Genomic DNA, 22,655 nt, shown 5'->3' on the forward strand with positions numbered 1-22,655 from the left:
ATAGTTTATTATATAACGAATATGAGGAATAAAATGCGTAGAATCATTGGTGTATCACTATTTATAGTAACTTTACTCGTCAGTTTAACAACATCTGCCACCCAAAAAATTACGGTATTTGCAGCAGCATCACTTACTAATGCAATGCAAGATATTGCAACTTCTTACAAAGATGCAGAAATTGTTTTCTCATTTGCTTCATCTTCTGTATTAGCCAAACAAATTGAACAAGGGGCACCTGCTGATATATTTATGTCTGCTGACCAAAAGTGGATGAATTATCTTATTGAACACAAAGTTGCAACAGATAAACAGAATTTGTTAAAAAATGGATTAGTATTGATTGCTCCAAAACAATCTAAATTAGAAAAGGTAGAAATTAATGCAAATACTGATTGGCAAGCCATTTTACCAAAAGGAGAAAGGTTAGCTGTTGGTGATCCTGACCATGTACCTGCAGGGCTTTATGCTAAGGAATCTTTAACCAATTTAGGCGTATTTGATAAATTATTGCCTCAAACGGCGCCAGCAAGTAATGTTCGTGATGCATTAATGTTAGTTGAGCGTAATGAAGCTGCATTAGGTATTGTTTACAGTACTGATGCGAAAGTAAGTGATAAAGTGAAAATTATTGGTAGCTTTCCCGCTGAGACATTTACGCCAATTGAATATCCGATCACATTACTTAAACCTGAAGCAAAAGAATTTTATCAATATTTAAGTTCTGAAACTGCCAAAAAGATTTTCCAAAAATATGGTTTTATCACTGAATAGAATTTAAACAAGATGATGTTAACTGAGTATGAATGGCAAACATTGCTGTTAAGCTTGAAAATAGCAGGAGCAGCAATTGTCTTTAGCCTTCCAATAGGTGTGTTGACAGCTTGGATTTTAGCAAGATGTCAATTTATCGGTAAATCACTATTTGATAGCATTGTCCATTTGCCTTTAGTGTTGCCTCCAGTAGTATTAGGCTATCTTCTACTCTTAACAATGGGTCGCCATGGCTTTATTGGCGAATGGTTAGATAAATATTTTCATTTAAGCTTTAGCTTCAATTGGCAAGGCGCAGCTTTAGCTTCTGCTGTGGTTGCGTTCCCGCTTATGGTTCGATCGATTCGATTAGCAATTGAATCGATAGATTCACGTTTAGAAAATGTAGCTCGAACCTTAGGTGCTAAACCATTTCGAGTCTTTATGACTGTCACGCTACCATTAGCTTTCCCAGGAATTTTAATGGGAGTCGTGCTCGGTTTTGCTCGTTGCTTGGGTGAATTTGGCGCGACAATTACCTTTGTATCAAACATTCAAGGAGAAACACGCACCCTTCCATTAGCAATGTACACCTTATTACAAACCCCAGATGGCGAGTCAGGAGCATTACGACTTTGTATTGTTTCGATCATTTTATCTTTAGTTGCCTTATTCGTTTCAGAGATGCTAAATCGTTGGCATAAAAAGAAATTAACAGGATAGCGATAATGTTAAATATCAATGTAAGCAAAAAACTTGCCTCGTTTGTTTTCGAATTTAAACATGAAATTAACTGCCAAGGTGTGACTGCTGTTTTAGGGGTTTCTGGTTCGGGAAAATCAACACTTATCAACCTTATTAATGGTTTAATCAAACCTGATAATGGTTATATCAATTTAAAACAAGATAGTTTAGTCGATACAGAAAAACATATTTTTGTCACACCAGAGAAAAGACAAATTGGTACTGTTTTTCAAGATGCACTACTTTTTCCTCATTATAAAGTAATCAAAAATTTAACTTATGGGGCACGATCGTTAAATACAGAAAAATTTGATGATATTGTCAAAGTGCTCAATATTGGTTCACTACTTGATCGTTATCCAGCGATGCTTTCAGGTGGTGAAAAACAGCGAGTTGCCATTGGTCGAGCTTTATTAACCAACCCCAAATTATTATTGATGGATGAACCTTTATCCGCTTTAGATATGCCCCGTAAAAAGGAGTTATTAAGCTATATTAATAAACTAGTGAGTGACTTGAACATACCTATTATCTATGTCACCCATAATATTAATGAAGTCAAACGTATTGCTCAGCATGTAGCCGTGTTAGAACAGGGGAAATTAATAGACTTTGGTATGACAGAACAAATATTACAAAGTAACTATTTGAAAGACTGGCTATAAAGCTTTAATGTAGTACTATTCTCTTCTTGTTTTATATATGAAACACCATCATGCCAAGCACCTAATACTATTCTGGTTACTGATTCACCATTAATGGTTAGATGATGGGTTGCAGGTTTATGAGTATGGCCATGAACCATTATATTGGCATTATTCTCAATCATCATATCAATCACTGCTTGTGGATTTACATCCATGATCGTTTCTGATTTTATTTGATTATGCTGACTACTCTCTTTTCGTAATTTCGTCGCAATTTTTAATCGAATAAATAATGGTAAGAATAAAAATAACTTTTGTAGCCACTTTTTATGCATGATTTTTCGGAATTTTTGGTATTGATGATCATCAATACAAAGCAGGTCGCCATGTAAAAAAACAATATTTTTATCCTGATTGACTAAACAATTAATATCGCCTAGTAAGGTCATATCACATCGCTTAGCATAGTCTTTACCAATCAGAAAATCACGATTACCGTGGACAAAAAACTTTTTAATTTGCTTTGAGGATAACTCATTTAAAGCATCCGAAATCTGTTTGTGTAGTGTTGAATCAACATCATCCCCCACCCAATAGTCAAACAAATCCCCTAGAATATAGAGTTCACAGCCATTAGGTAATTGTTTAAGAAATGACAAAAAGCCTGCTGTAATATCAAAATGATGTGCAGCAGGCTCATTTTCACCGAGGTGAATATCTGCGATAAAAAAGCGAACAGGATTATTCAACCGTTACACTCTTAATCACGACATCTTCAACTGGCACATCAGAATGCATTCCATTACGGCCAGTTTTAACGGCTTTGATCTTATCGACAACATCCATGCCATCCACAACTTCAGCAAATACGCAGTAACCAAAACCATTAATATCAGAAGAACGATAATTTAAATAATCATTATCAACGACATTAATAAAGAATTGAGCCGTCGCGGAATGAGGATCACTTGTACGTGCCATAGCTAAAGTACCACGACTATTTTTTAGACCATTAGCAGCCTCATTTTTGATTGGAGCCTTAGTTTTTTTCTGTTTCATACCTGGCTCAAATCCACCACCTTGAATCATAAAATTATTAATCACTCGATGGAATATAGTGTTGTCATAGAAACCTTCTTTACAATATTCAACAAAATTTTTGACTGTTTCAGGAGCTTTATCATCAAAAGTATTGATCTTAATATCACCTAAAGAAGTATGAAATATAATCATAAGATGTCCTTATTTTCATTTTTTAATTCATAAAAATCATAATACAAATCTGTCTATTATCTTAGACTTACTCGCTAAATCTTTCACATGCCTCTAATGTATTACTCATTAGCATTGCAACCGTCATTGGCCCTACTCCACCAGGTACAGGTGTGATCCAACCGGCATGTTGGCTAGCAATATCGAATTCTACATCTCCAACAAGTTTGCCATCAGGTAAACGGTTAATTCCAACATCAATTACGATAGCACCAGGTTTGATCCATTCTCCCTTAACATAGTTAGGGATTCCAACACCCGCAACAACAATATCAGCATTACGAACATGCTTTTCTAAATCAATAGTTCTGCTATGAGTAATCGTTGTGGTACAACCTAATAACAATAATTCTAACGCCATAGGACGTCCAACAATGCTTGATGCGCCTACAACTGTTGCGTTTAAGCCAGATAAATTAATGCCGGTTGATTCTAACATTTTAACAACACCATACGGCGTGCATGGGCGTAATATCGGATCGCGTTGTAATAAATGACCAATATTATAAGGATGAAAACCATCAACATCTTTACGAGGATCGATACGCTCTAACACTTTTGTCTTATCAATGTTATCTGGTAATGGAAGCTGAACTAAGATGCCATGAACATCGGCTCGTTGATTTAATTCATCGATCAACGCTAATAATGCCTCAGTGGTTGAAGATGGATAATCATAAGCAAAAGAAGCAAAGCCGACATCGTCACAAGCTTTTTGCTTATTTTTAACATAAATTTTAGAAGCGGGATCAGAACCAACTTGTATAACAGCTAGTCCTGGAACAGATAAACCTTGTTCAGTCCGTGATTTTACCTTTTTGGCTATTTCGTTACGTATTTGCTGCGCTAACGCTTTACCATCAATTATTTTTGCAGTCATAAGCGATTACTTCTTTTACCCAATGAATGGGGTATTCTCGCAAAAGTTTTTATTATTGTCTATTCACTTATCGGTTGATTGACTAAGTTCTGTTAAAATCTGTTGATATTGTTTGTCTATATCAGTAATTACCGAACAAATATGTGAATCGAATGCTTTAAGTTTAGGTTTTTGAGCTTTCCATTCATTTTTTGAGATATCTTTGATGGCACCGAAGTTTTTAAAGAAGTTAAATTCTAAAATACTTCCCCCCACAACATTATAAAAAATACGTTCACCGATATCTTGTCCATCTTTTTTTAATTTATTAAAGTTTTGGTAATAAAATTTTGTTGTTCCATTTTCAGTAATAATTGAACGATTTAGCAATTTAACTAATCGTTTATATAATTTATTTAATTCGCCATGTAGTTCGCGGTCATCACTTAATTTTCTTGTTATTGCTAGATCGAAAGCAACTTTTACTTCCAATAATAAATCTAATGATTGTTGTTCTAGTTGTGGTAATTGTGATCTTAGACTTTTTTGAAACTCATTGAGATTTTTACGTAATTGAGGGCTAACTGATATTGTTTTCTTATTAAGTATTACTTTGCCATCATTCTTGATCGATAAATCATTCGACTTATTTACGATTTGGATGTTGTCTTTATTTATCACTATATCGTAATTGGGTTTTACAGCACACTCTTTTTGTGCCGCAAACACTGTTATTGATAAGGTTAATGAAAAAATAACTATTATTTTTTTTAGCATCTTGACATCCATTTAATGGTTGAAATTTAAATTATAGCGAGTAATATCAAATTAGCATCAATTTAAAGAATTAAAAAACCCCGTTCCTCAACTTTTTTTAATAAAAGTAGCTATAAAATAATCAATTAATCATTTAAATGATTAAAACGTATACCTTACACGCTATGCGGATGTAATATCAATAGATATAATCTATTATATCAACTAGATTTATCTACTTTTTTTTATTCAAAACTAAAGTATAGTAATTTTATTCAATTTAACTCATAGAGGTGAAATATGTACGCTGTTATTTTTGGACGTCAAGGATGTCCATATTGTGTGCGAGCTAAAGAGCTTGCCGAGAAGTTATCTCAAGAACGTGATGATTTTTCATATCGATATGTAGATATAAATGCAGAAGGTATTACCAAGGAAGATCTTTCTAAAAGTGTTGGTAAACCGGTTGAAACCGTACCGCAAATTTTTATTGATGAAAAACCAATTGGTGGCTGTACTGATTTTGAAGCATATGCCAAAGCTAATTTGGGATTATTTCAAGACTAAATACTTTTGCACATCAAATACAGATAAACCATTTCGGTGGTTTATCTTAACGCCCCGGCAATTTTTGCCATGTAACTTCATTACGCAAATAAGTTGGCTCGACACCTTCAACTTTAACAACTTCTTTTCTTAACCATTTTTGATGAGCGATAACCACCAAATCTTGTGCTTCTGGTAAGAATACTTCACTAGGCTTAGTTCCTGTTAACATTTCAGGATAAGTCTGCCAACCCGTACCTGCTGAGTAATAATCATTATGACTTTTTTGAATTTTATTGATTGCATTTTCAGGTTTGACGACACATTCTGGAATGATCGTTTGCCAATTTTGGTTTTGATACTCATATTGTCCTAAATAGACTTCGCCCATTCTAGCATCTATCGCAGGTATGACTTTCTTTGCCTCTGTTTTCCTATAAGCGCCTTGCGCTAGGGTCATCAAAGTTGAGACACCTATCATCGGTTTATCAATTCCTAATGCTAATCCTTGAGCTACACCAATACCTATTCTTACTCCAGTAAAGCTACCAGGACCTTGAGCAAAAGCAATAGCATCAAGTTGTGAAAGCGTGCAACCTGATTGACTTAAAATTTTATCAACCATTGGTAAGATCTTTTTAGTATGATCACGTGCCGAAATCATAAAATCATGAATGATTTCATTTTGAAAAAATAGAGCTACGGAACAAGCTTCTGTCGAAGTATCAATGGCTAAAATAGTACTCATTTGGTTTCCAGATTATCTGATTGGTTGTTAGATAATAAAAAATTGATTACCTTGTTAACATCTCGGGTTCTTGGCGATGGTGGTAAACTATTTATAAACGTTGCCCCATAAGGTCGCATAACTAATCTATTATCGCAAATAATAATTGCGCCTCGATCATTATGATGACGGATTAATCGCCCAACACCTTGTTTTAAGGTAATAACGGCTTCAGGTAATTGCACTTCATTAAAGGCATCGCCACCTTGCATTTGGCAATCTTCCATTCTCGCTTTCATTAAGGGATCATCTGGTGAGGTAAACGGTAATTTATCTATAATAACACAAGATAAAGTATCTCCCCTAACATCAATCCCTTCCCAAAAACTGCTTGTTGCGATTAATAGTGCATTACCACTTTCAATAAACTGTTCAAGAAGTTTTGATTTGCTTGTTTCACCTTGAACTAAAATCGGTAACTCGGTATGTAAGCGAAAATGTTCAGCTAATGCATTCATCATTGCATAAGATGTACAAAGGAAAAAACAACGCCCTTTGTTTGCCTCAATAACCGGTAATAAAATATTGACAAGTTTTTCAGCATTGCCCCTTTCATTTGGTGATGGTATATAACGTGGTACACACAAAATAGTCTGATTGGTATAATCAAATGGGCTTTCTAAAATTAATGATTCTGCATTAGTTAAACCTAAACGTTTGGTAAAGTAATCTAATTGATTATCAACTGATAATGTTGCTGATGTGAAAATCCAGGCACCTTTACGCTGGATTAATAATTCCTCAAATTTTTCCGTTACCGACAATGGAGTTAATGCAAAGAGAAAAGAGCTATATGAACTTTCATACCAATAACTAAAACCTGGTACATGAGTTTCGGACAATTTTTTTAATAATTGCTGGTATTGGTTAACTCGATCATAACAATTATCTAAAGTTGTGGATCGCCCTATCGCTAATAACAGAACTTCTTTGCAAAAATCAAGCGCATCAAATAAATAAGATAATTCTTGTTTAATATTGGTTTGATTAAATAGATAACGAAGATTTCCTTTATTATTTTGCTGGCTTATCAACAATCTCAAATCTTGGGTACATTTTTGTAGTTTATCAGCACACTGCTGGAGTTGTGACATATCTTTGACTTCTGTTCTATAAGCCAAATTTATCTCTTTAGCTAAGTCGAACAGTTGTCGACTTGTTAACTGCTCACCAAAATAGTGACACGCAAGGTCAGGAAGTTGATGCGCTTCATCAAATATCATCACATCAGCTTTAGGAATTAATTCACCAAATCCGGTATCTTTCACAACAACATCAGCTAAAAATAGATGATGATTAACAACAACAATATCAGCGTTCATGGCTCTTTTACGAGCTTTAACCACATAACAATCGTTGTAATGTTCACAATCACTACCCAAACAATTATCATTTGTGCTAGTTAAAATTGGCCAAATTGGATTATCTTCGGTAACAGTTGTACATTTACTAATGTCACCATCTTTTGTTTTGATTGACCAATTTTTAACCCGAACCAGATCAGTTCGTAAATTCTTCTCTAAATCTCCGGCAGCAGCATATTGATGATACATGCGCTCTAAACAGAGATAATTGGCTCGACCTTTAAGAAGTGAAATTTTACCTGTATAGTTTAAAGCTTTTTTGATAATAGGTAAGTCTTTACTATATAACTGCTCTTGTAAATTCTTGGAGCCTGTCGAGATTATTGCTTTTTTCTCACTGCGTAATGCAGGAACTAAATAAGCAAAGGTTTTACCCGTTCCAGTACCCGCTTCGACCACCAATGACTTTTGTGCATTTATTGCTTCAGTGACCTTATTTGCCATATGTCTTTGTGGTTCTCTAGCAACAAAACCATCTATAGCTGTCGCAAGCAAACCATTTTCTGCAAAATCATTAATCACTTAAAATGCACCTAATTAGAAGATAAGCCCAATTTTTTATTCACACTTGAAAAATTATTTAGGAATAATTTGATATGAAGAAAATAGTATTTTCATAAAAAAGAGATGAATTTATTATATTGGAATTGAACAACCAGTAACTTAAATAATCGATATACTATAACAATTATTTACAAGCAGCACTAGATAATATTATAAACTTAAGAAAAATCGCTTCATCACCCCCTCCCTTAATGTTGTGACAATAAAAAGGTTTATTAAGGAAGGATGTTGTTAAAATGATTAAAAATGCTATGGCCCAAAAAGCATAAACTTTATTGGTTATTTAACCATTTCATGTATTCGGTAGTACCTTCAGTCACCGATTTGAATTGAATCGGACAACCTGAATTTCTAAATTTTGTTAAATCAGCTTGCGTAAAACGTTGGTAACGTCCTTCTAAATGTTCAGGGAAAGGTATATACTCAATTTCACCTTTTTTATGATAGTGAAGTACCGCATCGGCAACTGTTTGGAATGATTCTGCTTTGCCGGTTCCACAGTTATAAATGCCTGATACTTTATTTTCCCAAAACCATAAATTGACATCAACCACATCTTCCACATAAATAAAATCACGTTTGAAAGTATCACTTCCGGCGAATAATTTAAGTTTTTCGCCTTTGTGAAGCTGTTCATTAAGATGATATGCAACGCTTGCCATACTACCTTTGTGTGTTTCACGAGGCCCATAAACATTAAAATAGCGAAAACCACATACTTGTGATTTAGCCGTTGGTAATACTTGTCTTACGTATTGATCAAATAAAAATTTAGAATACCCATATACATTCAACGGTTTTTCATAAGCTCTATCTTCGATAAAGTTGTCGCTACGACCACCATAAGTTGCAGCAGAAGAAGCATATAAAAATGGTATATCAAGTTCTAAACAGTAGTGTAGTAGATCTTTAGAATATTGATAATTGTTTTCCATCATAAATTTGCCATCCCACTCAGTCGTTGAGGAACATGCACCTTGATGAAAAATGACATCGATATTTAAATTTTCATTGGATAAAATGGCGACAATAAAATCATCTTTATCCATATAGTCAGCAATATCGAGATCAACAAGATTAGAAAATTTTGTCCCATCCTTTAAGTCATCAACAACAAGGATATCTTTAAATCCTTTTTTATTTAGACCTCTTACAATATTACTACCAATAAATCCTGCTCCACCGGTCACAACAATCATAATAATTACCTTTTTAATTAATGAATAAAGATATTATATTGTATAATATCGTTATTTTCGAGTGTTCTTATTCAATCAGATTTAAATATTCTTTATTTGTTTTTCATAATTTAAAAAACATTTTATCTTATTAATGGTTATGTTTTACTGATACAAATTTTGGTACAATAAAAAAAGTAAGACAAAACAATTAGACCTAGCCGATGCTTAAAAAAATTATCAATACAATTAGCAAATTAAACAGAAAACGAAATTATTTATTCAAAAATGTAAAACTTTTTATTTTGTCCTTTAAGCTGAAAAGGTCTCAATTAGATTTATCAAAAATAGATAAAGTCACCATTCAAGCATGTAAAAATGGACTTGGCGATGCTGTTATCATATCAGGACTGCCTAATATTCTCGCCACTCACGGTTTTGAAGTGACAGTGCTGACAAAAAAATCCAATGCTTTTTTATTTGAATCTAATCCTTATGTCAGTCAAGTTATTTGTCTTGACAGACCATTAACCAAATCACAGATTCGTGTTTTAAAATCTTTAGAATGCGATCTATTTATTGATCCAAACAATAGAACCAGTTATTCCAATTGGATTTTTAAGATCATTAAGAAAATAAAACCTAAACATACTATTGGCTTTAACTATCCCAATTGTTACCGTGTATATGACTCAATCATCACCTATACGGATTTTAGTGCACATTTTAGTCAAAGATTTAGATATATTTTAAATAGAATTAATATACAAACAAGCGAAAATGATTACAAATATGATCTTCATTATTCCAATGAATATGATTTACAAGTTGAAGAGCTTTTATCTAATTATCTATCTAAAAAAATCTGTATTTTTAATCCTTATGCATCCTCAGATCGCCGAAGTTTTTCAAGCAAACAGGCACAAGATATCATAGATCTTATGTCGAGTTACCCCAATATAGTAACCATTGTCGTTGGTTTGCCAGATAAAATCAGTAAATTACATCCATCACCAAATATAGTAATTAATCCACTCAATCATTTTTTTCATGCTGCGTCGTTAATTAAACATTGTGATTTTGTTATTTCAGTTGATACCTCTATTGTACATCTTGCCAATGCTTATAATAAACCTTTAATTAGTGTTTATAGTTCTGAGATTGATACTTTTGATCCCCGATATAAAAATAACGATGTGTATAAACCTAATTATGAAAATGCAATACAGATCATTGCACCCGAAAACTCAGCCCAAAATTTAGATATAATGAACTTAAAGCACTATATAGATCAGCTGACAATAAATCTTTAAATCAGATTTCACTTAAAAAATATTATTGTCATGAAGTTTATATAGCGTAAGCTTACTCATTTATAATGAATTAAAAACATCGTTATAAGCCTGTTTTTCGAAAATATCCGTATCAAGAGCACTATCTAAAGACATATTTTTAACCTCTACTTTTAACGCTTTCATGACAGAACTTGCGTGCTCAAAAGCAGGGAGAATATTTTTTTCAAAATCAGATGCTAATTGTGAATAGGTGATATTGTCTGGTGTTTCATAAAATCGAGGTAAATGGAAATTATTTAAATCAACACCAGCTAAATAAAGTTGGTTAAAACCTAAGTAAACGGCTATTTGAAGCGCCCAATAAACAACAGTTTTAGCCGGAAATACGCCATTGACAATATTTGTCTCAAAGGCTAACGGCTCATGTTCCCGATGATCATTATGATAGAAGTAAATACTTTTATTTCGGGTAGGATCTTTTTCAATTTCAGTCAATGTTTGGATCGGTTGATAAGTCAGTTTGAACGCATCTTCAATTAACGCTACTTTACAACAGATGGATTGGTTACCGAAAAGGTTTATGATTTTCACTAAACCATCCACTTGCAAAAATAAGAGAAGATCTGGGTTAGCAATAATTTGTTCTACAATCTCAGGTCGTTGAGAAAAAAAGTGAATATCCGTGATAACATAAAAATTAAAGTTTATCTTGTCCTTTAGACAATATGAGCCATTTACCCCTAAAGTCAAAACCGATGGAGAGTGTTTAAACGTTATTTGATTAATGGATGGTCCAGAAGCAACCATGACTAATTGACCAGTAAAGGCATGTTTTAATGATTTAAGATCGATGATAGGAATAGTGATCCCTTTATAAGCAAAATCGACTATTTGGCCACAGTCCCCACGACAGATTTTGACATGCGGCCAACGTTTACGGTTATGTTTATAACGCTTAGAATGCGTTAGTCGATAGATTACTTTAAACAATTCATCACTTAATTTCATTTTTATTAACTTTATTTTTGTTTTTAAGTTTAATATACATCAATGCATATTTTAAGGCTTTTAATGCATGTCCACTTTTAAAGAATTTTTTTGCATAGACTCGACAATCAGTGGGTCTCATTTTATCTTGATAGTTGTCTAAATCACTATCTCGCCAAGGTGTAAAATGTTTATAAAAAAGATACCAATTCTGGGCAGCACCCACATGCTCATGGTACCAAGGTTTTCTCGCTCCCGTAAAATGAATAAAGTAAGGTAAATTTTTTTCAGTTTCAAAAAACTTATCTTTATTTTTTTCGTTAATCCATGTGAATAAGTAGTTCCAACTAGGATCAACGATTAACACATCATTTTGTAATACCATGTTAAGCGCATCTTGATCAGGATAACGCAACTGACCTTTATGCGATAATAAAAGCGTATTTACTTTATCTTCGGTGTTAAAATCATTCCAATTTTTTACATTAATGTATAAAAAACCTGAATTAAAATAATGTGTAGTCGACAAGTTTAATCGTTGAATATTTTTAGAAACGTTTTCATTATTTAATGAATCAATACCGGCCGCACACACGACATTATCGATGTCGATATTATTTATTGCAGATATATCTTTGAAACAAAGGATGTCAGCATCTAAATAGATTAATTTATCCACTTTTCCATTTAATAACCGCGGGACAAGTAGTCGAATAAACATGGAACGATTAAGATGCTTTATCGCATGTTCGTTATCATATTTGTCCAAACATGCTTTAGGTATAGGATAGACGATAATATCTGAGCTTAAACGACTCAATTGATCAATATCGTCTTGTTCGACATCATAAAGAAAAACATGAAATTTTAACGCATTATTCAAATTGTTAAAATAGATTGATTGAATAGCTATCGCTACATATTTTAAGTAATTTTTATCTGAGCAAAAAGCGATGTTAATCGTATTATGTTTATTCATCTAAATTATTTCCATGATGCACCATTTACTACAAATAATATTTTTAAATTAAATATCTTGCAATTATTCTTTTTACCCTCAAAAATCCAATAGTAGCGACTTTTCCGGTTTGACTAATACAGCTTTTGATTATAGTTTGCGTTCACTTAATTTATTGGAATTGTTTACCTGTATATAAATTAAAGTATATTCCTTTTTTCTCTAATAAAGCTGTGTGATTACCTTGCTCGATAATATGTCCATCATCAATAACGAGTATCTCATCGGCATTTTCAATCGTTGAGAGTCGATGGGCAATCACTAAAGATGTTCTACCTTTTTGTAATTCATCCAATGCTTTTTGGATGGCACGTTCAGATTCCGTGTCTAATGCAGAAGTTGCTTCATCTAAGATTAAAATCGGGTTGTCACGCAATAATGCTCTTGCAATAGCAATACGCTGGCGTTGGCCGCCGGATAATAATACACCACTTTCTCCGACTTTGGTGTCAAAACCATTTTCAAAATTCATGATAAAATCATAAGCGAAAGCCTTTTTAGCTGCTGCTTCTATTTCAGCTTGGGAATACTGATCAAGTCGACCATACGCAATATTATTGGCAATGGTATCATTAAACAGAAAAACATTTTGCGAGACTAATCCAATTTGATTCCTTAAACAAAACAGGGTTAAGTCTTGAATGTTATGTCCGTCAATCAATATTTCGCCTTCAGAAATATCATAAAAACGTGTCAGTAAATTTGTGATCGTTGTTTTCCCTGAACCCGAACGCCCAACAAAAGCCACAGTTTTTCCTGCCGAAACAGTAAAGCTAATATCTTGGATCGCAAGTTGTTGTCGGGTTTCATAACCAAAACTGACATGTTTAAATTCGATATCCCCTTTTACACGCTCAATGTTGAGCTTACCCGAGTCTTTTTCGACAGGTTGTTCCAAAATAGAAAATAGTGTTTGACATGCCGCCATACCTTTTTGAAAACTCGCATTCACACTGGTCAAACTTTTAATAGGTTGCATAAGTGCAACTAAGGAAGAAAAAACAACCGTAAACTCACCCGCTGTGATATTTAAATCCGGATTACTTGCCGTTAATAAGACAAAAGCAATTGCAAATGAAATAACTAACTGAACAATTGGGGTAGAGAGCGCTGAAATAGAGACAAGTCTCATACCGTCACGACGAAACTTATTACTTATTTTAACAAAATTGTTCGACTCTTCGTCTTGTGCACCAAATACGATGATCTCACGATGTCCTTTTAACATTTGTTCAACAGACATGGTGACATTACCCATTGAATTTTGCATGTTTTTAGCTAATCGTCGGAATTTCACAGAAATAAACGTAATTAAACCAATAACAATGGGAGTAATGATGATCAGTGACAATGATAATTGCCAACTGTTATAGAACATCGTATAAAATAATCCACAAATGAATGCCGATTCACGAATAATAATAATTAAAGCATCGGATGATGACGAGGCTACCTGATCGGTATCATAAGTTATACGAGACAATAATCGACCATTCGAATTTTGATCGTAATAACTAACCGGCGCATCGACAAAATGGTTAAATAACCTTTGTCTAATCCGCATGACAATTTTACCAGAGATAAATGCTAACGAAACCGAATAGCCGTAGTTAGCAATACCGCGTAATAAAACCAACCCAAAAATATAGATGGGAGCCATAAGTAAAAAACTTTTATCACCATCACTAAACCCTCTATCTAAAAGAGGTTTTAATATTGCAATGAGTGATGTATCGGCAAATGCACTTAAGAAAAGTAATAATACAGAGACAAATAAAATAAGTTTATGCTCAATAATATATGGCCACAGTTTCAAAAACGTTTGCCATGTTGATGAATCTTTATCGAGATCATGCTTTTCTTGTTGATGTTTTTTAGTCATATTGTTCTTCATAAATAAATTAATGATATTACGCATTAAATTGCATTTTATGCATTTGAGAATAAATACCATTAAGCGCTAAAAGTGATTCATGATCGCCATCTTCAACGATTTTTCCCTCATCAATAACTAAAATTCGATCTGCTTTTTCAATGGTTGATAATCGATGTGCAATAATGATAGATGTACGATTTTTTTGCAGAATTTCAATGGCTTCCTGTACCAATCGTTCGGATTCATTATCTAATGCTGAAGTCGCTTCATCTAAAATTAAAATCGGGTTATTACGTAACAGAACTCTGGCAATTGCAATCCGTTGTCGCTGTCCTCCTGATAGCAATACGCCGTTATCACCAATTTCAGTATTAATACCTTGTTCCAATTTATCAATAAACTCTAAAGCATTTGCTAATTTTGCAGCATGCGTAATGGCTTCTTGAGAATGTTTTCCTTTCTCTCCATAAGCAATATTATCGGCTATTGTTCCATTGAATAAATGCACGCGTTGCGATACATATCCAATCTGGCTTCGTAACGATTTTAATGTGTAATCTTTTATATTAATCGAATCTAACAGAATTTCGCCGTTTGTTACATCATAAAAACGAGGAATTAAACTGGCTATGGTGGATTTACCGGCTCCAGACCGTCCAACTAATGCAACCGTTTGCCCCGCTTTTATCGTAAAACTGATATCATTGAGTGAGGGTGTATTTCGAGTAGGATAAGTATAGGTAACATGTCTAAACTCTATATTACCATTAACTTTATCTTTCTCAATTTTACCTTCATCTTCTTCTAATGGTGAATTTAAGATCCCAAATAATGATTCACAAGCTACCGCACCTTTTTGTAATTCAACATGTAAACTGGTTAATTCACGAAGTGGGCGCATAACCGCTACCATAGCAGAAAATACCACGGTAAAAGATCCGGGCGTGATATCCAAACTTTCACTGGCAACCAGATACAAGATGCCCCCTAAACCTAAAGTTGCAATCAACTGGATGATTGGCGTTGACAATCTTGAAACAAATTCAATTTTTAATACGCCACGTCGCACAGTATCAGTTATTTGGCTAAAATTACGTTTTTCGTAATTTTTGGCATTAAATATTAGCACCTCTTTATGCCCGTTCAACATTTCATCGGCAGCAGTGGTGATTTCACCCATCCCTTTTTGCATCGATTTAATGGTTTCTCTAAATTTTTTGGCAATAAATTGTGCGATAAAAATGATTATAGGAACAATGATAAATAGCACTAATGCTAATTTCCAACTACCATAAAACATGACACAACAAAGTCCGATGGCATAGGTAATTTCTCGAACCAAGATAATTAACGCATCGGATGACGCTTTGGATAAGAGTTGTGTATTAAATGTGATAACTGACACAAGATCACCCACAGAACTCTTATCATGGAAGCTAACGGGGCTTTTAACAAGATGATTGAAGATTAACTGCCTAAATTTGGTGACAACTTTGCCCGACAACCACGATAGACAGTAGGTCGATGCGTAGTTTGACAAACCTCTTAACAGTATTAAACCAATGATCGAACCAGCAATGATCATCAATAACGAATAATTTTTCCCCATTAAACCATGATCCAATAACGGTTTTGTAAGAGAAATTAGCGTAGCATCAGTAGCGGCATTTAATAGCAATCCAAACACGGCAGCAATTAATGCTTTTTTGTATGGTGCAACAAAAGGCCAAAGCAGTCTAAGTGTTTTCCAAGAGGTATATTTGTCCGACATAAAGTTAATTAAAAATTATCAAAATAATAGGTATTATACTACAAATAAGGATGTCTCGTTAGTTTAATAAATGCTTAAAAGAGTCTTAGTTAATTATTCCTACAATAAAACTTCGTTCATTTAAAATAGAATAGATTCTTCGCATCAAAAAAATGCATATCTGCTCGATATGCATTTATATCACCGTATCGTCGATTATTTTTTACATTTAGCGACTAACTGAGAGGTTGAATAACCTTCTATACGTTCAAGAATAATGGCCTCGCCACCATAACTGACTACTTTTTGCGCTTCAGGCCAATTATCAATGGTGTAGCCTTCTTTCGCAATCACATCAGGACGAAGCTCTTCCACAATATGGCACGCGTTATCTTCATTAAATACGATGACATAATCAACAAATTCGAGTGAAGCCAGTAACGTGGCTCGAGTGTTTTGATCTTGAATAGGTCTATCAGCACCTTTATATTTTTTTATCGAATCGTCTGAGTTCACACCCACAATGAGAATATCACAAACATTTTTAGCTTGTTGCAAAGAACTTAAATGCCCTAAATGTAACAAATCAAAACAGCCATTTGTAAATCCAATTTTTTTACCTTGTTTTTTTAATTCGTCAATAATTGGCTTAGCATCGGATAAACTGATAATTTTATTTGTTCGAGTACACTTAATTTCACATTTTTTTGTCGTTAATTTTGCTTTTAACTCATTAAAAGAAACTGTGGCTGTGCCTAATTTTCCAACCACAATTCCTGATGCAATATTGGCTAATTGCATCGCTTCGGCAATTGGTGCTTTTGCACCTAAAGCAATGCCTAACGTGGCTAAAGAGGTATCTCCCGCACCAGAAACATCGAAAACTTCTTTAGCTTCTGTTGGTATTTTGACAATGAAATTTTTATTTTCACATGAAATATAAGCCATTCCATATTCACTTAAGGTCACAATAATATTTTTAATACCATATTGTTTTAAGAAAATACCAGCACCTTGTTTCAATTCAGCATCAAATTGTGGACTATCAGGATTGAGTTTAATACCTGTTGCATCAAAAAATTCTTTGATATTTGGCTTAATTAATGTCGCACCACGATACTTAGAATAATCATTACCTTTTGGATCAACAATAACTGGAATATTAAACTTATTACAAAGATTAATAATCATCTGCGTAGTTTCTTGATTAAAAATACCTTTATTGTAATCCGACAACAAAACAATATCGGTCATCTTAATTGCTTGCTTAACTAATTTAGAAAATTTAGGAAGTAATTCAGGAACAAAAGGAAGTAGCTTTTCAGCATCCGCACGAAGTAAATGATTATGATTAGCTATAAATCTTGTTTTGATAATAGTTGGATGATTTTTTAATTGATAAAGATGACTATGGCTACCAGCTTTTTTTAAAAGTGAGGTAACAAGCTTACCGTTTGAGTCTAAACCAACAAATCCTAAAAAAGTAGGTTTACAGCCAAGAGACGCTAAATTAGCCGCCACATTACCTGCTCCGCCTAACATTACCTCTTCATAATCCAATCTGAAAATGGGTACAGGTGCTTCTGGAGAAATCCGTTCTACCGTTCCATACAAAAAACGATCCAACATAATATCCCCAATGACCGTTACTTTAGTATTTCTAAATCTAGAAAGGTAAGAATAAAATTGATTCATATTGATATTTCCAGTTTATGCTATTTTAAAATTTTTTTTATTTCTTCGAAAACCGAATTTGGTTTGATACTTTTCATACAGATATGATTATTGTTCTTATTGATACAATATGATGCCCATTTATTATTTATCCATTCGCATGTTAAAGGACATGCACTGGAAGAAATATTTACATTATTCGAATAACCATAGAAATCTGCAGAAGTCGGACCAAAAATCACGACTGAAATACCTCCTTGCAAAGACTTTCTTAAATGAACCATTCCACCTTCTCCGTCAATGTGTAACATGGAATTTTTCAAAATAGTTTTTAACTGATTTAAGGTCGTTTTTCCAACTAAATTTAAATCTGTGCCTTTAATTAACTGACACCTATCCGTCGAAACACCTAATTGAACAACTTTATAATCTTTATAGTTAATTTTTATCTGCCTGACTAATTCATTATAGTATTCAAGCGGATATAATTTTGTGGATTCACTTTCAAGATTATTTCCATCAACCCCTCGATTAAGCGTAATAAACTTTGTATCTGCTAACTTCAGTTCTTTTAGATATTTTTTATCATCAGATACGACTGGTAAAAATTTATAATTGTTGCGTTCAATATTCAAAAAACCATAAATATCTGGCTGTTGTAATCTATTTTGGTTATTTATTATTGAATACTGAATACTTAATGAGTCAATTTTAGGCGATGCTTTTACAATTTTATCATTTATTCGATAAAATTCTTCATACAATTTAACCAATTTTTTTAATTTCAAATTTACATTTGACGGGAGTAAAACTAAATTATTTTTAACTATTAGTGGAAAACGATCTATTCTAAAATCAATTAAATAAGCTACTCGACCTTGATTCCACTCATCTTCATGATAGATATTAAAACATGATTCACCAATTAATTCTTTGACTAATTTAGTATTCTTAACAAAAATATCAATGGCTTTGATTTCATCTTTCAAATACTCTAATAAATAACTACAATAATTAAGACCAATCAAAATATCACCGATTCCCCCTGGAATGAAAACAGATAAACGATCTAAGCGATATTCAATTTCAGGATCAAATTTTTGCTTATTTGATTTAAAGTCAAAAAGTTTACACAAATTCCACCACAACAATTTAATTGCAGCTTTTTTATACTTATTGGAATAAAGTGATTTATATTTGTTAACTTTTTGCTGTAATTTATCAAAATAGTTCATAATTGATTTCTTATTTACTCATATAGTTTCAATATTAAAATATATTTATATTAACCTAACTTTTGGGCGGGATATTATACCCTAAAATAAAGGAAAATTTTTAGAAAAAATTTCTAATAATAAAATTATTTTTATAGCAAAAAAACTGAATAAATAAGTAATTATATTTATAACTTGAGTAAACAATCGTGTTATTTAACTATGCTAGTTTAGTCTTTGACCTTTCCAATAAAGCGACTATTGATAATAATTAATTTATACTTTCATCATGCTTTAAAAATTTTTTGATTTGTTCAAAAACAAAATTTGTATCTATAGATTTCATGCAGATATGGTTGTTGAGACTATTGATGCAAGTTTTTGCCCATGTTTCATTTAACCATTCGCAACTAAATGGACAAGCTTTAGAAGCAATATTAATATTGTCAGCATATCCATAAAAATCGGCAGAGGTAGGCCCAAAAATCACGACAGATACCCCTCCATTTAAAGCCTTTCTTAAATGTACCATTCCCCCTTCACTATCAATATGTAGTACAGAATGCTTAAGTAATACTTTAAGGGCGTCTAATGATGTTTCGCCAACCAAGTTTATATCAACATTATCAATTAGTTGACATCGATCGGTTGATGCGCCTAATTGAACAATTTTATAATTTGGATAATTGATTTTAATAAGATTTACTAAAGCATTATAATTGTGTAAGCTCCACAGTTTAGTGGACTCAATCACATTACCTTGATTATCAACGCCCCTGTTGATAGTGATATATTTACCTGGCTTGAGCCTTAAATTGTTTAATATTCGGTTTTCGTGAAATATTTTAGGGGTATACTTAAAATTACGACCAATATTTAATAAATTAGCTATATCAGGTTGTTGTATTCTTTTATGTCCATTGATAAGCGAAAACTGATTAGTCATGCCGTCCATAAAAGGTAAATAATCAAAAAAACGGGTATTTTTCTTGTAAAAATCTTTATAAACATCAATAAGTTTAAGCAATTTTTTATTTTTGGAATGCTTTGAATAAATAAGATTATTTTCTAAAACTTGTGGGTATCTAACTAATCCTATTTTCAACAGATATTTATCATTTATTGGTTCTAAAACGGGAAAAATATTAAATTCAGCCCCACCATCTAAAGATTTCACCATACCAGCATTATTAACAAAAATATCGATAATAATATTGTTAGGCTTTAAATATTCTCGTAAATAACAAGCGTAATTAAAACCAATCAAAATATCACCAATACCTCCTGATAAAACCAGGGCTATTTTATTTAGATTTTTCTTAGATATTTTATCGTTACTGGTTTTTAAACTAATTATTTGAACAATGTTCCACCAAATTAATTTAAGCGCAATTTTCTTATTATTGACACTGTATTTTGTTTTATATTTATTAACTTTTTTCTGTAACTCTTTAAGATAACTCATAATTAATATTACCCCATGTATTAATTTGAATTTTTCCATCCATTACAATTCGTAATTTAATAAACGCTATCAATTAAATGGGTTGCTACATTTCATGTTTACATCAAAACACTAATAGCATTAACAATTTTCCGATTTCTATATTACGTACAATTTTGCGATTGAGTTGAAACATTCAATTATTCGTTTGGTAAAATTAGATAATACTTAGTTAACTGTTAGATATCTTTTAATCAAGTGTAAAAATTTATACAGATTGAAATCTAAAATCACTAATCAATACACAACAAAAATTTGAACTTTTCCGATGTTATTTAATCTATAACCAATTATTCAAAACAAAATGCTTATACTGCAAATTACTGTTTTTTATTTCAACATTATGTTTTTTGCTAATTTCAGAATACATACTCTTTTAGATTTAGAGTTTTTTTTGAATCATTACACGACAAAACAATTTTATTGACTCTTAATAGTCAAATTTTATTACAGTGTTATATGTAATTATTGATAACTGGACAACATTATTTTTATAAATAAGTTAACTAATATTTCCAAATTCAATTTGGATGGCGGTAAGTTTATACTATTAGTCACTGAATTGGGAATGAAAGTTGGTAAATATTGATTTTTGAAGTTCGTTTGTATAAACAATTGATTCATTTACTTAACAATTTCAACCAACATGACCTAAATTTAAACGATTATCGATAGCGTAAATTATCCTACGCTTAAATTACACCAAAGGTCTGAAACTTTTTAATGTTTCTTTAATCTGTTCGATAATCAATTGGATATCTAATTCAGCAATCGGATCACCTGCCTTTGTAATCTTGTTTTGTTGTGTAAATAAAAGTTTAGCGTTCGTGCCGATAGGTGCCCAAACTTTATTCAGATTAAAACCAGCATTAAAACGATTATTATAAACGGCTATCATTGGTTTATTAAAAGTTGATGCAACATGCACAACTGATGTATCCACACTGATGACTAAATGACATAGCGAAACAAGCGCTGATGCCACAATAAAAGATGGATTTCTATTGAGATGAATATTCGGTAATTCATCAATAGTACAAATTTGCCTCTGTTCCCCAACAATAATGGTAGTACAACTTTTTTGTTGTGATAGAAAAGCGTTAATTCTTTTTATTTGTTCATGTGAAAAACTTTTCGTTTCAGACGATCCAAACGGATTAAAGACAATAATAAATTTATCCGATCCATTACACACTTCGTCAATAAACTTTTTGGCTGTTAATAATTCATCATGATAAATATTGAGATGATATTGAACACAATTATAACTAATTTTCAGAAGATCTAGAATCTTACAGCTTCGTTGAGTGATATGAGCGTTCACCTCGTTAAAAACAATTGAAGTATCATATTGTAAGAATTTAGATTGATTAAACCCTATGGTATGCGTCGGGTCAAAAGATGAGATAAGTTCAACCCTTCTAAGACTATTATCACCTTCATCATAAAGATCAATGGCAAGATCTATCTTGATATTTTTTTCAGTTTTGCAAAATTTTTTTATCTCTTTTTTATTAAAAAAGTAAGCATTGTCGACTTCAATAAAACCATTAAATAAAAAGCTTAACCGTTCATCCACAACAACATTCACTTGATAATTTTTCTGTCTTAATTCATTAATAAGAAAAGAAGCAACGATTGCATCACCGATACCAAAATCGCACATGACAATTAATATTGAGTGATAATTATCCGCATCAAAAACAGTGTTTTTTAACTTTCGTTTATTAAGTTGATTTGTTTTAAAATTATTCTTAATTTTTTTAATTAAAAAATTTCTATATCGATTAAGTTGTTTGAAGGAATTAATCATTCTTTATTATCTCGTCAATTTTCCATAATAAATGTTTCAGCAATTTCATCTTAT

The 22,655-nt window shown here is 32.4% G+C and carries 20 protein-coding genes; 5 read left to right on the top strand and 15 right to left on the bottom strand.

The window, feature by feature from the left end:
- Positions 1–33: 33 nt before the first annotated feature.
- Genes modA through modC form a run of 3 tightly spaced genes read left to right on the top strand, consistent with a single transcriptional unit; the run spans position 34 to position 2,162 of the window.
- Positions 34–774, top strand: coding sequence for a molybdate ABC transporter substrate-binding protein (modA, locus tag J3U18_RS01005; protein WP_267352695.1), 741 nt, complete (start codon positions 34–36; stop codon positions 772–774).
- Between the two features lie 12 nt (positions 775–786).
- Positions 787–1,476 (top strand): molybdate ABC transporter permease subunit, encoded by a 690-nt coding sequence (gene modB, locus J3U18_RS01010; RefSeq protein ID WP_065562570.1) that lies wholly within the window; start codon positions 787–789, stop codon positions 1,474–1,476.
- A 5-nt stretch (positions 1,477–1,481) separates the two neighbouring features.
- Complete coding sequence (modC, locus tag J3U18_RS01015) at positions 1,482–2,162, top strand: molybdenum ABC transporter ATP-binding protein (RefSeq protein WP_267352696.1); 681 nt, start codon at positions 1,482–1,484, stop codon at positions 2,160–2,162.
- On the opposite strand, the gene J3U18_RS01020 is transcribed toward modC, so the two are convergent.
- The 4 genes from J3U18_RS01020 to J3U18_RS01035 all read right to left on the bottom strand — a co-directional run bounded on the left by J3U18_RS01020 (position 2,141) and on the right by J3U18_RS01035 (position 5,052).
- Positions 2,141–2,893 carry a UDP-2,3-diacylglucosamine diphosphatase gene (locus J3U18_RS01020; protein ID WP_065562572.1) on the bottom strand — a complete coding sequence of 251 codons (753 nt, stop codon included), beginning with the start codon at positions 2,891–2,893 and terminating at the stop codon, positions 2,141–2,143. The genes modC and J3U18_RS01020 overlap by 22 nt on opposite strands.
- Positions 2,886–3,377 (bottom strand): peptidylprolyl isomerase B, encoded by a 492-nt coding sequence (ppiB, locus tag J3U18_RS01025; protein ID WP_065562573.1) that lies wholly within the window; start codon positions 3,375–3,377, stop codon positions 2,886–2,888. Before ppiB ends, J3U18_RS01020 begins: the two co-directional genes overlap by 8 nt.
- Before the next feature lie 67 nt (positions 3,378–3,444).
- Positions 3,445–4,296, bottom strand: a complete 852-nt coding sequence (folD, locus tag J3U18_RS01030) for a bifunctional methylenetetrahydrofolate dehydrogenase/methenyltetrahydrofolate cyclohydrolase FolD (RefSeq protein ID WP_065562574.1) — start codon at positions 4,294–4,296, stop codon at positions 3,445–3,447.
- 63 nt (positions 4,297–4,359) lie between these two features.
- Positions 4,360–5,052, bottom strand: a complete 693-nt coding sequence (locus J3U18_RS01035; RefSeq protein ID WP_267352697.1) for a DUF2884 family protein — start codon at positions 5,050–5,052, stop codon at positions 4,360–4,362.
- A 279-nt stretch (positions 5,053–5,331) separates the two neighbouring features.
- On the opposite strand from J3U18_RS01035, the gene J3U18_RS01040 reads away from it, so the two are divergent.
- Positions 5,332–5,598 carry a GrxA family glutaredoxin gene (locus tag J3U18_RS01040; protein WP_065562576.1) on the top strand — a complete coding sequence of 89 codons (267 nt, stop codon included), beginning with the start codon at positions 5,332–5,334 and terminating at the stop codon, positions 5,596–5,598.
- Positions 5,599–5,644: 46 nt separating this feature from the next.
- On the opposite strand, the gene tsaB is transcribed toward J3U18_RS01040, so the two are convergent.
- The 3 genes from tsaB to rfaD all read right to left on the bottom strand — a co-directional run bounded on the left by tsaB (position 5,645) and on the right by rfaD (position 9,491).
- The gene (tsaB, locus tag J3U18_RS01045) at positions 5,645–6,325 is read right to left on the bottom strand and encodes a tRNA (adenosine(37)-N6)-threonylcarbamoyltransferase complex dimerization subunit type 1 TsaB (RefSeq protein WP_267352698.1); all 681 of its coding nucleotides are present in this window, start codon (positions 6,323–6,325) and stop codon (positions 5,645–5,647) included.
- Complete coding sequence (locus J3U18_RS01050) at positions 6,322–8,250, bottom strand: ATP-dependent DNA helicase (RefSeq protein ID WP_267352699.1); 1,929 nt, start codon at positions 8,248–8,250, stop codon at positions 6,322–6,324. The genes tsaB and J3U18_RS01050 overlap by 4 nt, the downstream gene beginning before the upstream one ends.
- Positions 8,251–8,564: 314 nt before the next feature.
- The gene (rfaD, locus tag J3U18_RS01055) at positions 8,565–9,491 is read right to left on the bottom strand and encodes an ADP-glyceromanno-heptose 6-epimerase (RefSeq protein WP_267352700.1); all 927 of its coding nucleotides are present in this window, start codon (positions 9,489–9,491) and stop codon (positions 8,565–8,567) included.
- A 203-nt stretch (positions 9,492–9,694) separates the two neighbouring features.
- Between rfaD and J3U18_RS01060 the strand changes: the two genes are divergently transcribed.
- A complete protein-coding gene (locus tag J3U18_RS01060) occupies positions 9,695–10,783 on the top strand; it encodes a glycosyltransferase family 9 protein (RefSeq protein WP_267352701.1) in 1,089 nt (362 codons plus the stop codon).
- A gap of 60 nt (positions 10,784–10,843) precedes the next feature.
- Here the strand turns inward: J3U18_RS01060 and J3U18_RS01065 are convergent, their stop codons facing one another.
- The 8 genes from J3U18_RS01065 to J3U18_RS01100 form a co-directional block, all read right to left on the bottom strand.
- Positions 10,844–11,773 carry a hypothetical protein gene (locus J3U18_RS01065; RefSeq protein WP_267337497.1) on the bottom strand — a complete coding sequence of 310 codons (930 nt, stop codon included), beginning with the start codon at positions 11,771–11,773 and terminating at the stop codon, positions 10,844–10,846.
- Positions 11,760–12,731, bottom strand: a complete 972-nt coding sequence (locus J3U18_RS01070; protein ID WP_267352702.1) for a glycosyltransferase family 8 protein — start codon at positions 12,729–12,731, stop codon at positions 11,760–11,762. The genes J3U18_RS01065 and J3U18_RS01070 overlap by 14 nt, the downstream gene beginning before the upstream one ends.
- A 151-nt stretch (positions 12,732–12,882) precedes the next feature.
- Positions 12,883–14,652 carry a lipid A ABC transporter ATP-binding protein/permease MsbA gene (gene msbA / locus J3U18_RS01075; protein WP_267352703.1) on the bottom strand — a complete coding sequence of 590 codons (1,770 nt, stop codon included), beginning with the start codon at positions 14,650–14,652 and terminating at the stop codon, positions 12,883–12,885.
- 28 nt (positions 14,653–14,680) lie between these two features.
- Positions 14,681–16,417: a lipid A export permease/ATP-binding protein MsbA gene (gene msbA, locus J3U18_RS01080; RefSeq protein WP_267352704.1), complete on the bottom strand. Its 1,737-nt coding sequence runs from the start codon at positions 16,415–16,417 to the stop codon at positions 14,681–14,683.
- Between the two features lie 195 nt (positions 16,418–16,612).
- Positions 16,613–18,091, bottom strand: coding sequence for a D-glycero-beta-D-manno-heptose-7-phosphate kinase (gene rfaE1 / locus J3U18_RS01085; protein ID WP_267352705.1), 1,479 nt, complete (start codon positions 18,089–18,091; stop codon positions 16,613–16,615).
- Positions 18,092–18,111: 20 nt separating this feature from the next.
- Entirely contained in the window at positions 18,112–19,305 is a 1,194-nt protein-coding gene (locus J3U18_RS01090) for a glycosyltransferase family 9 protein (protein ID WP_267352706.1), read from the bottom strand.
- A 250-nt stretch (positions 19,306–19,555) separates the two neighbouring features.
- The gene (locus J3U18_RS01095) at positions 19,556–20,749 is read right to left on the bottom strand and encodes a glycosyltransferase family 9 protein (protein ID WP_267352707.1); all 1,194 of its coding nucleotides are present in this window, start codon (positions 20,747–20,749) and stop codon (positions 19,556–19,558) included.
- Positions 20,750–21,485: 736 nt separating this feature from the next.
- The gene (locus J3U18_RS01100) at positions 21,486–22,454 is read right to left on the bottom strand and encodes a glycosyltransferase family 9 protein (RefSeq protein WP_267352708.1); all 969 of its coding nucleotides are present in this window, start codon (positions 22,452–22,454) and stop codon (positions 21,486–21,488) included.
- Positions 22,455–22,655 lie beyond the last annotated feature (201 nt).

This window comes from Gilliamella sp. B3482 (genome assembly GCF_026536805.1).
GTDB lineage: Bacteria > Pseudomonadota > Gammaproteobacteria > Enterobacterales > Orbaceae > Gilliamella > Gilliamella apicola_E.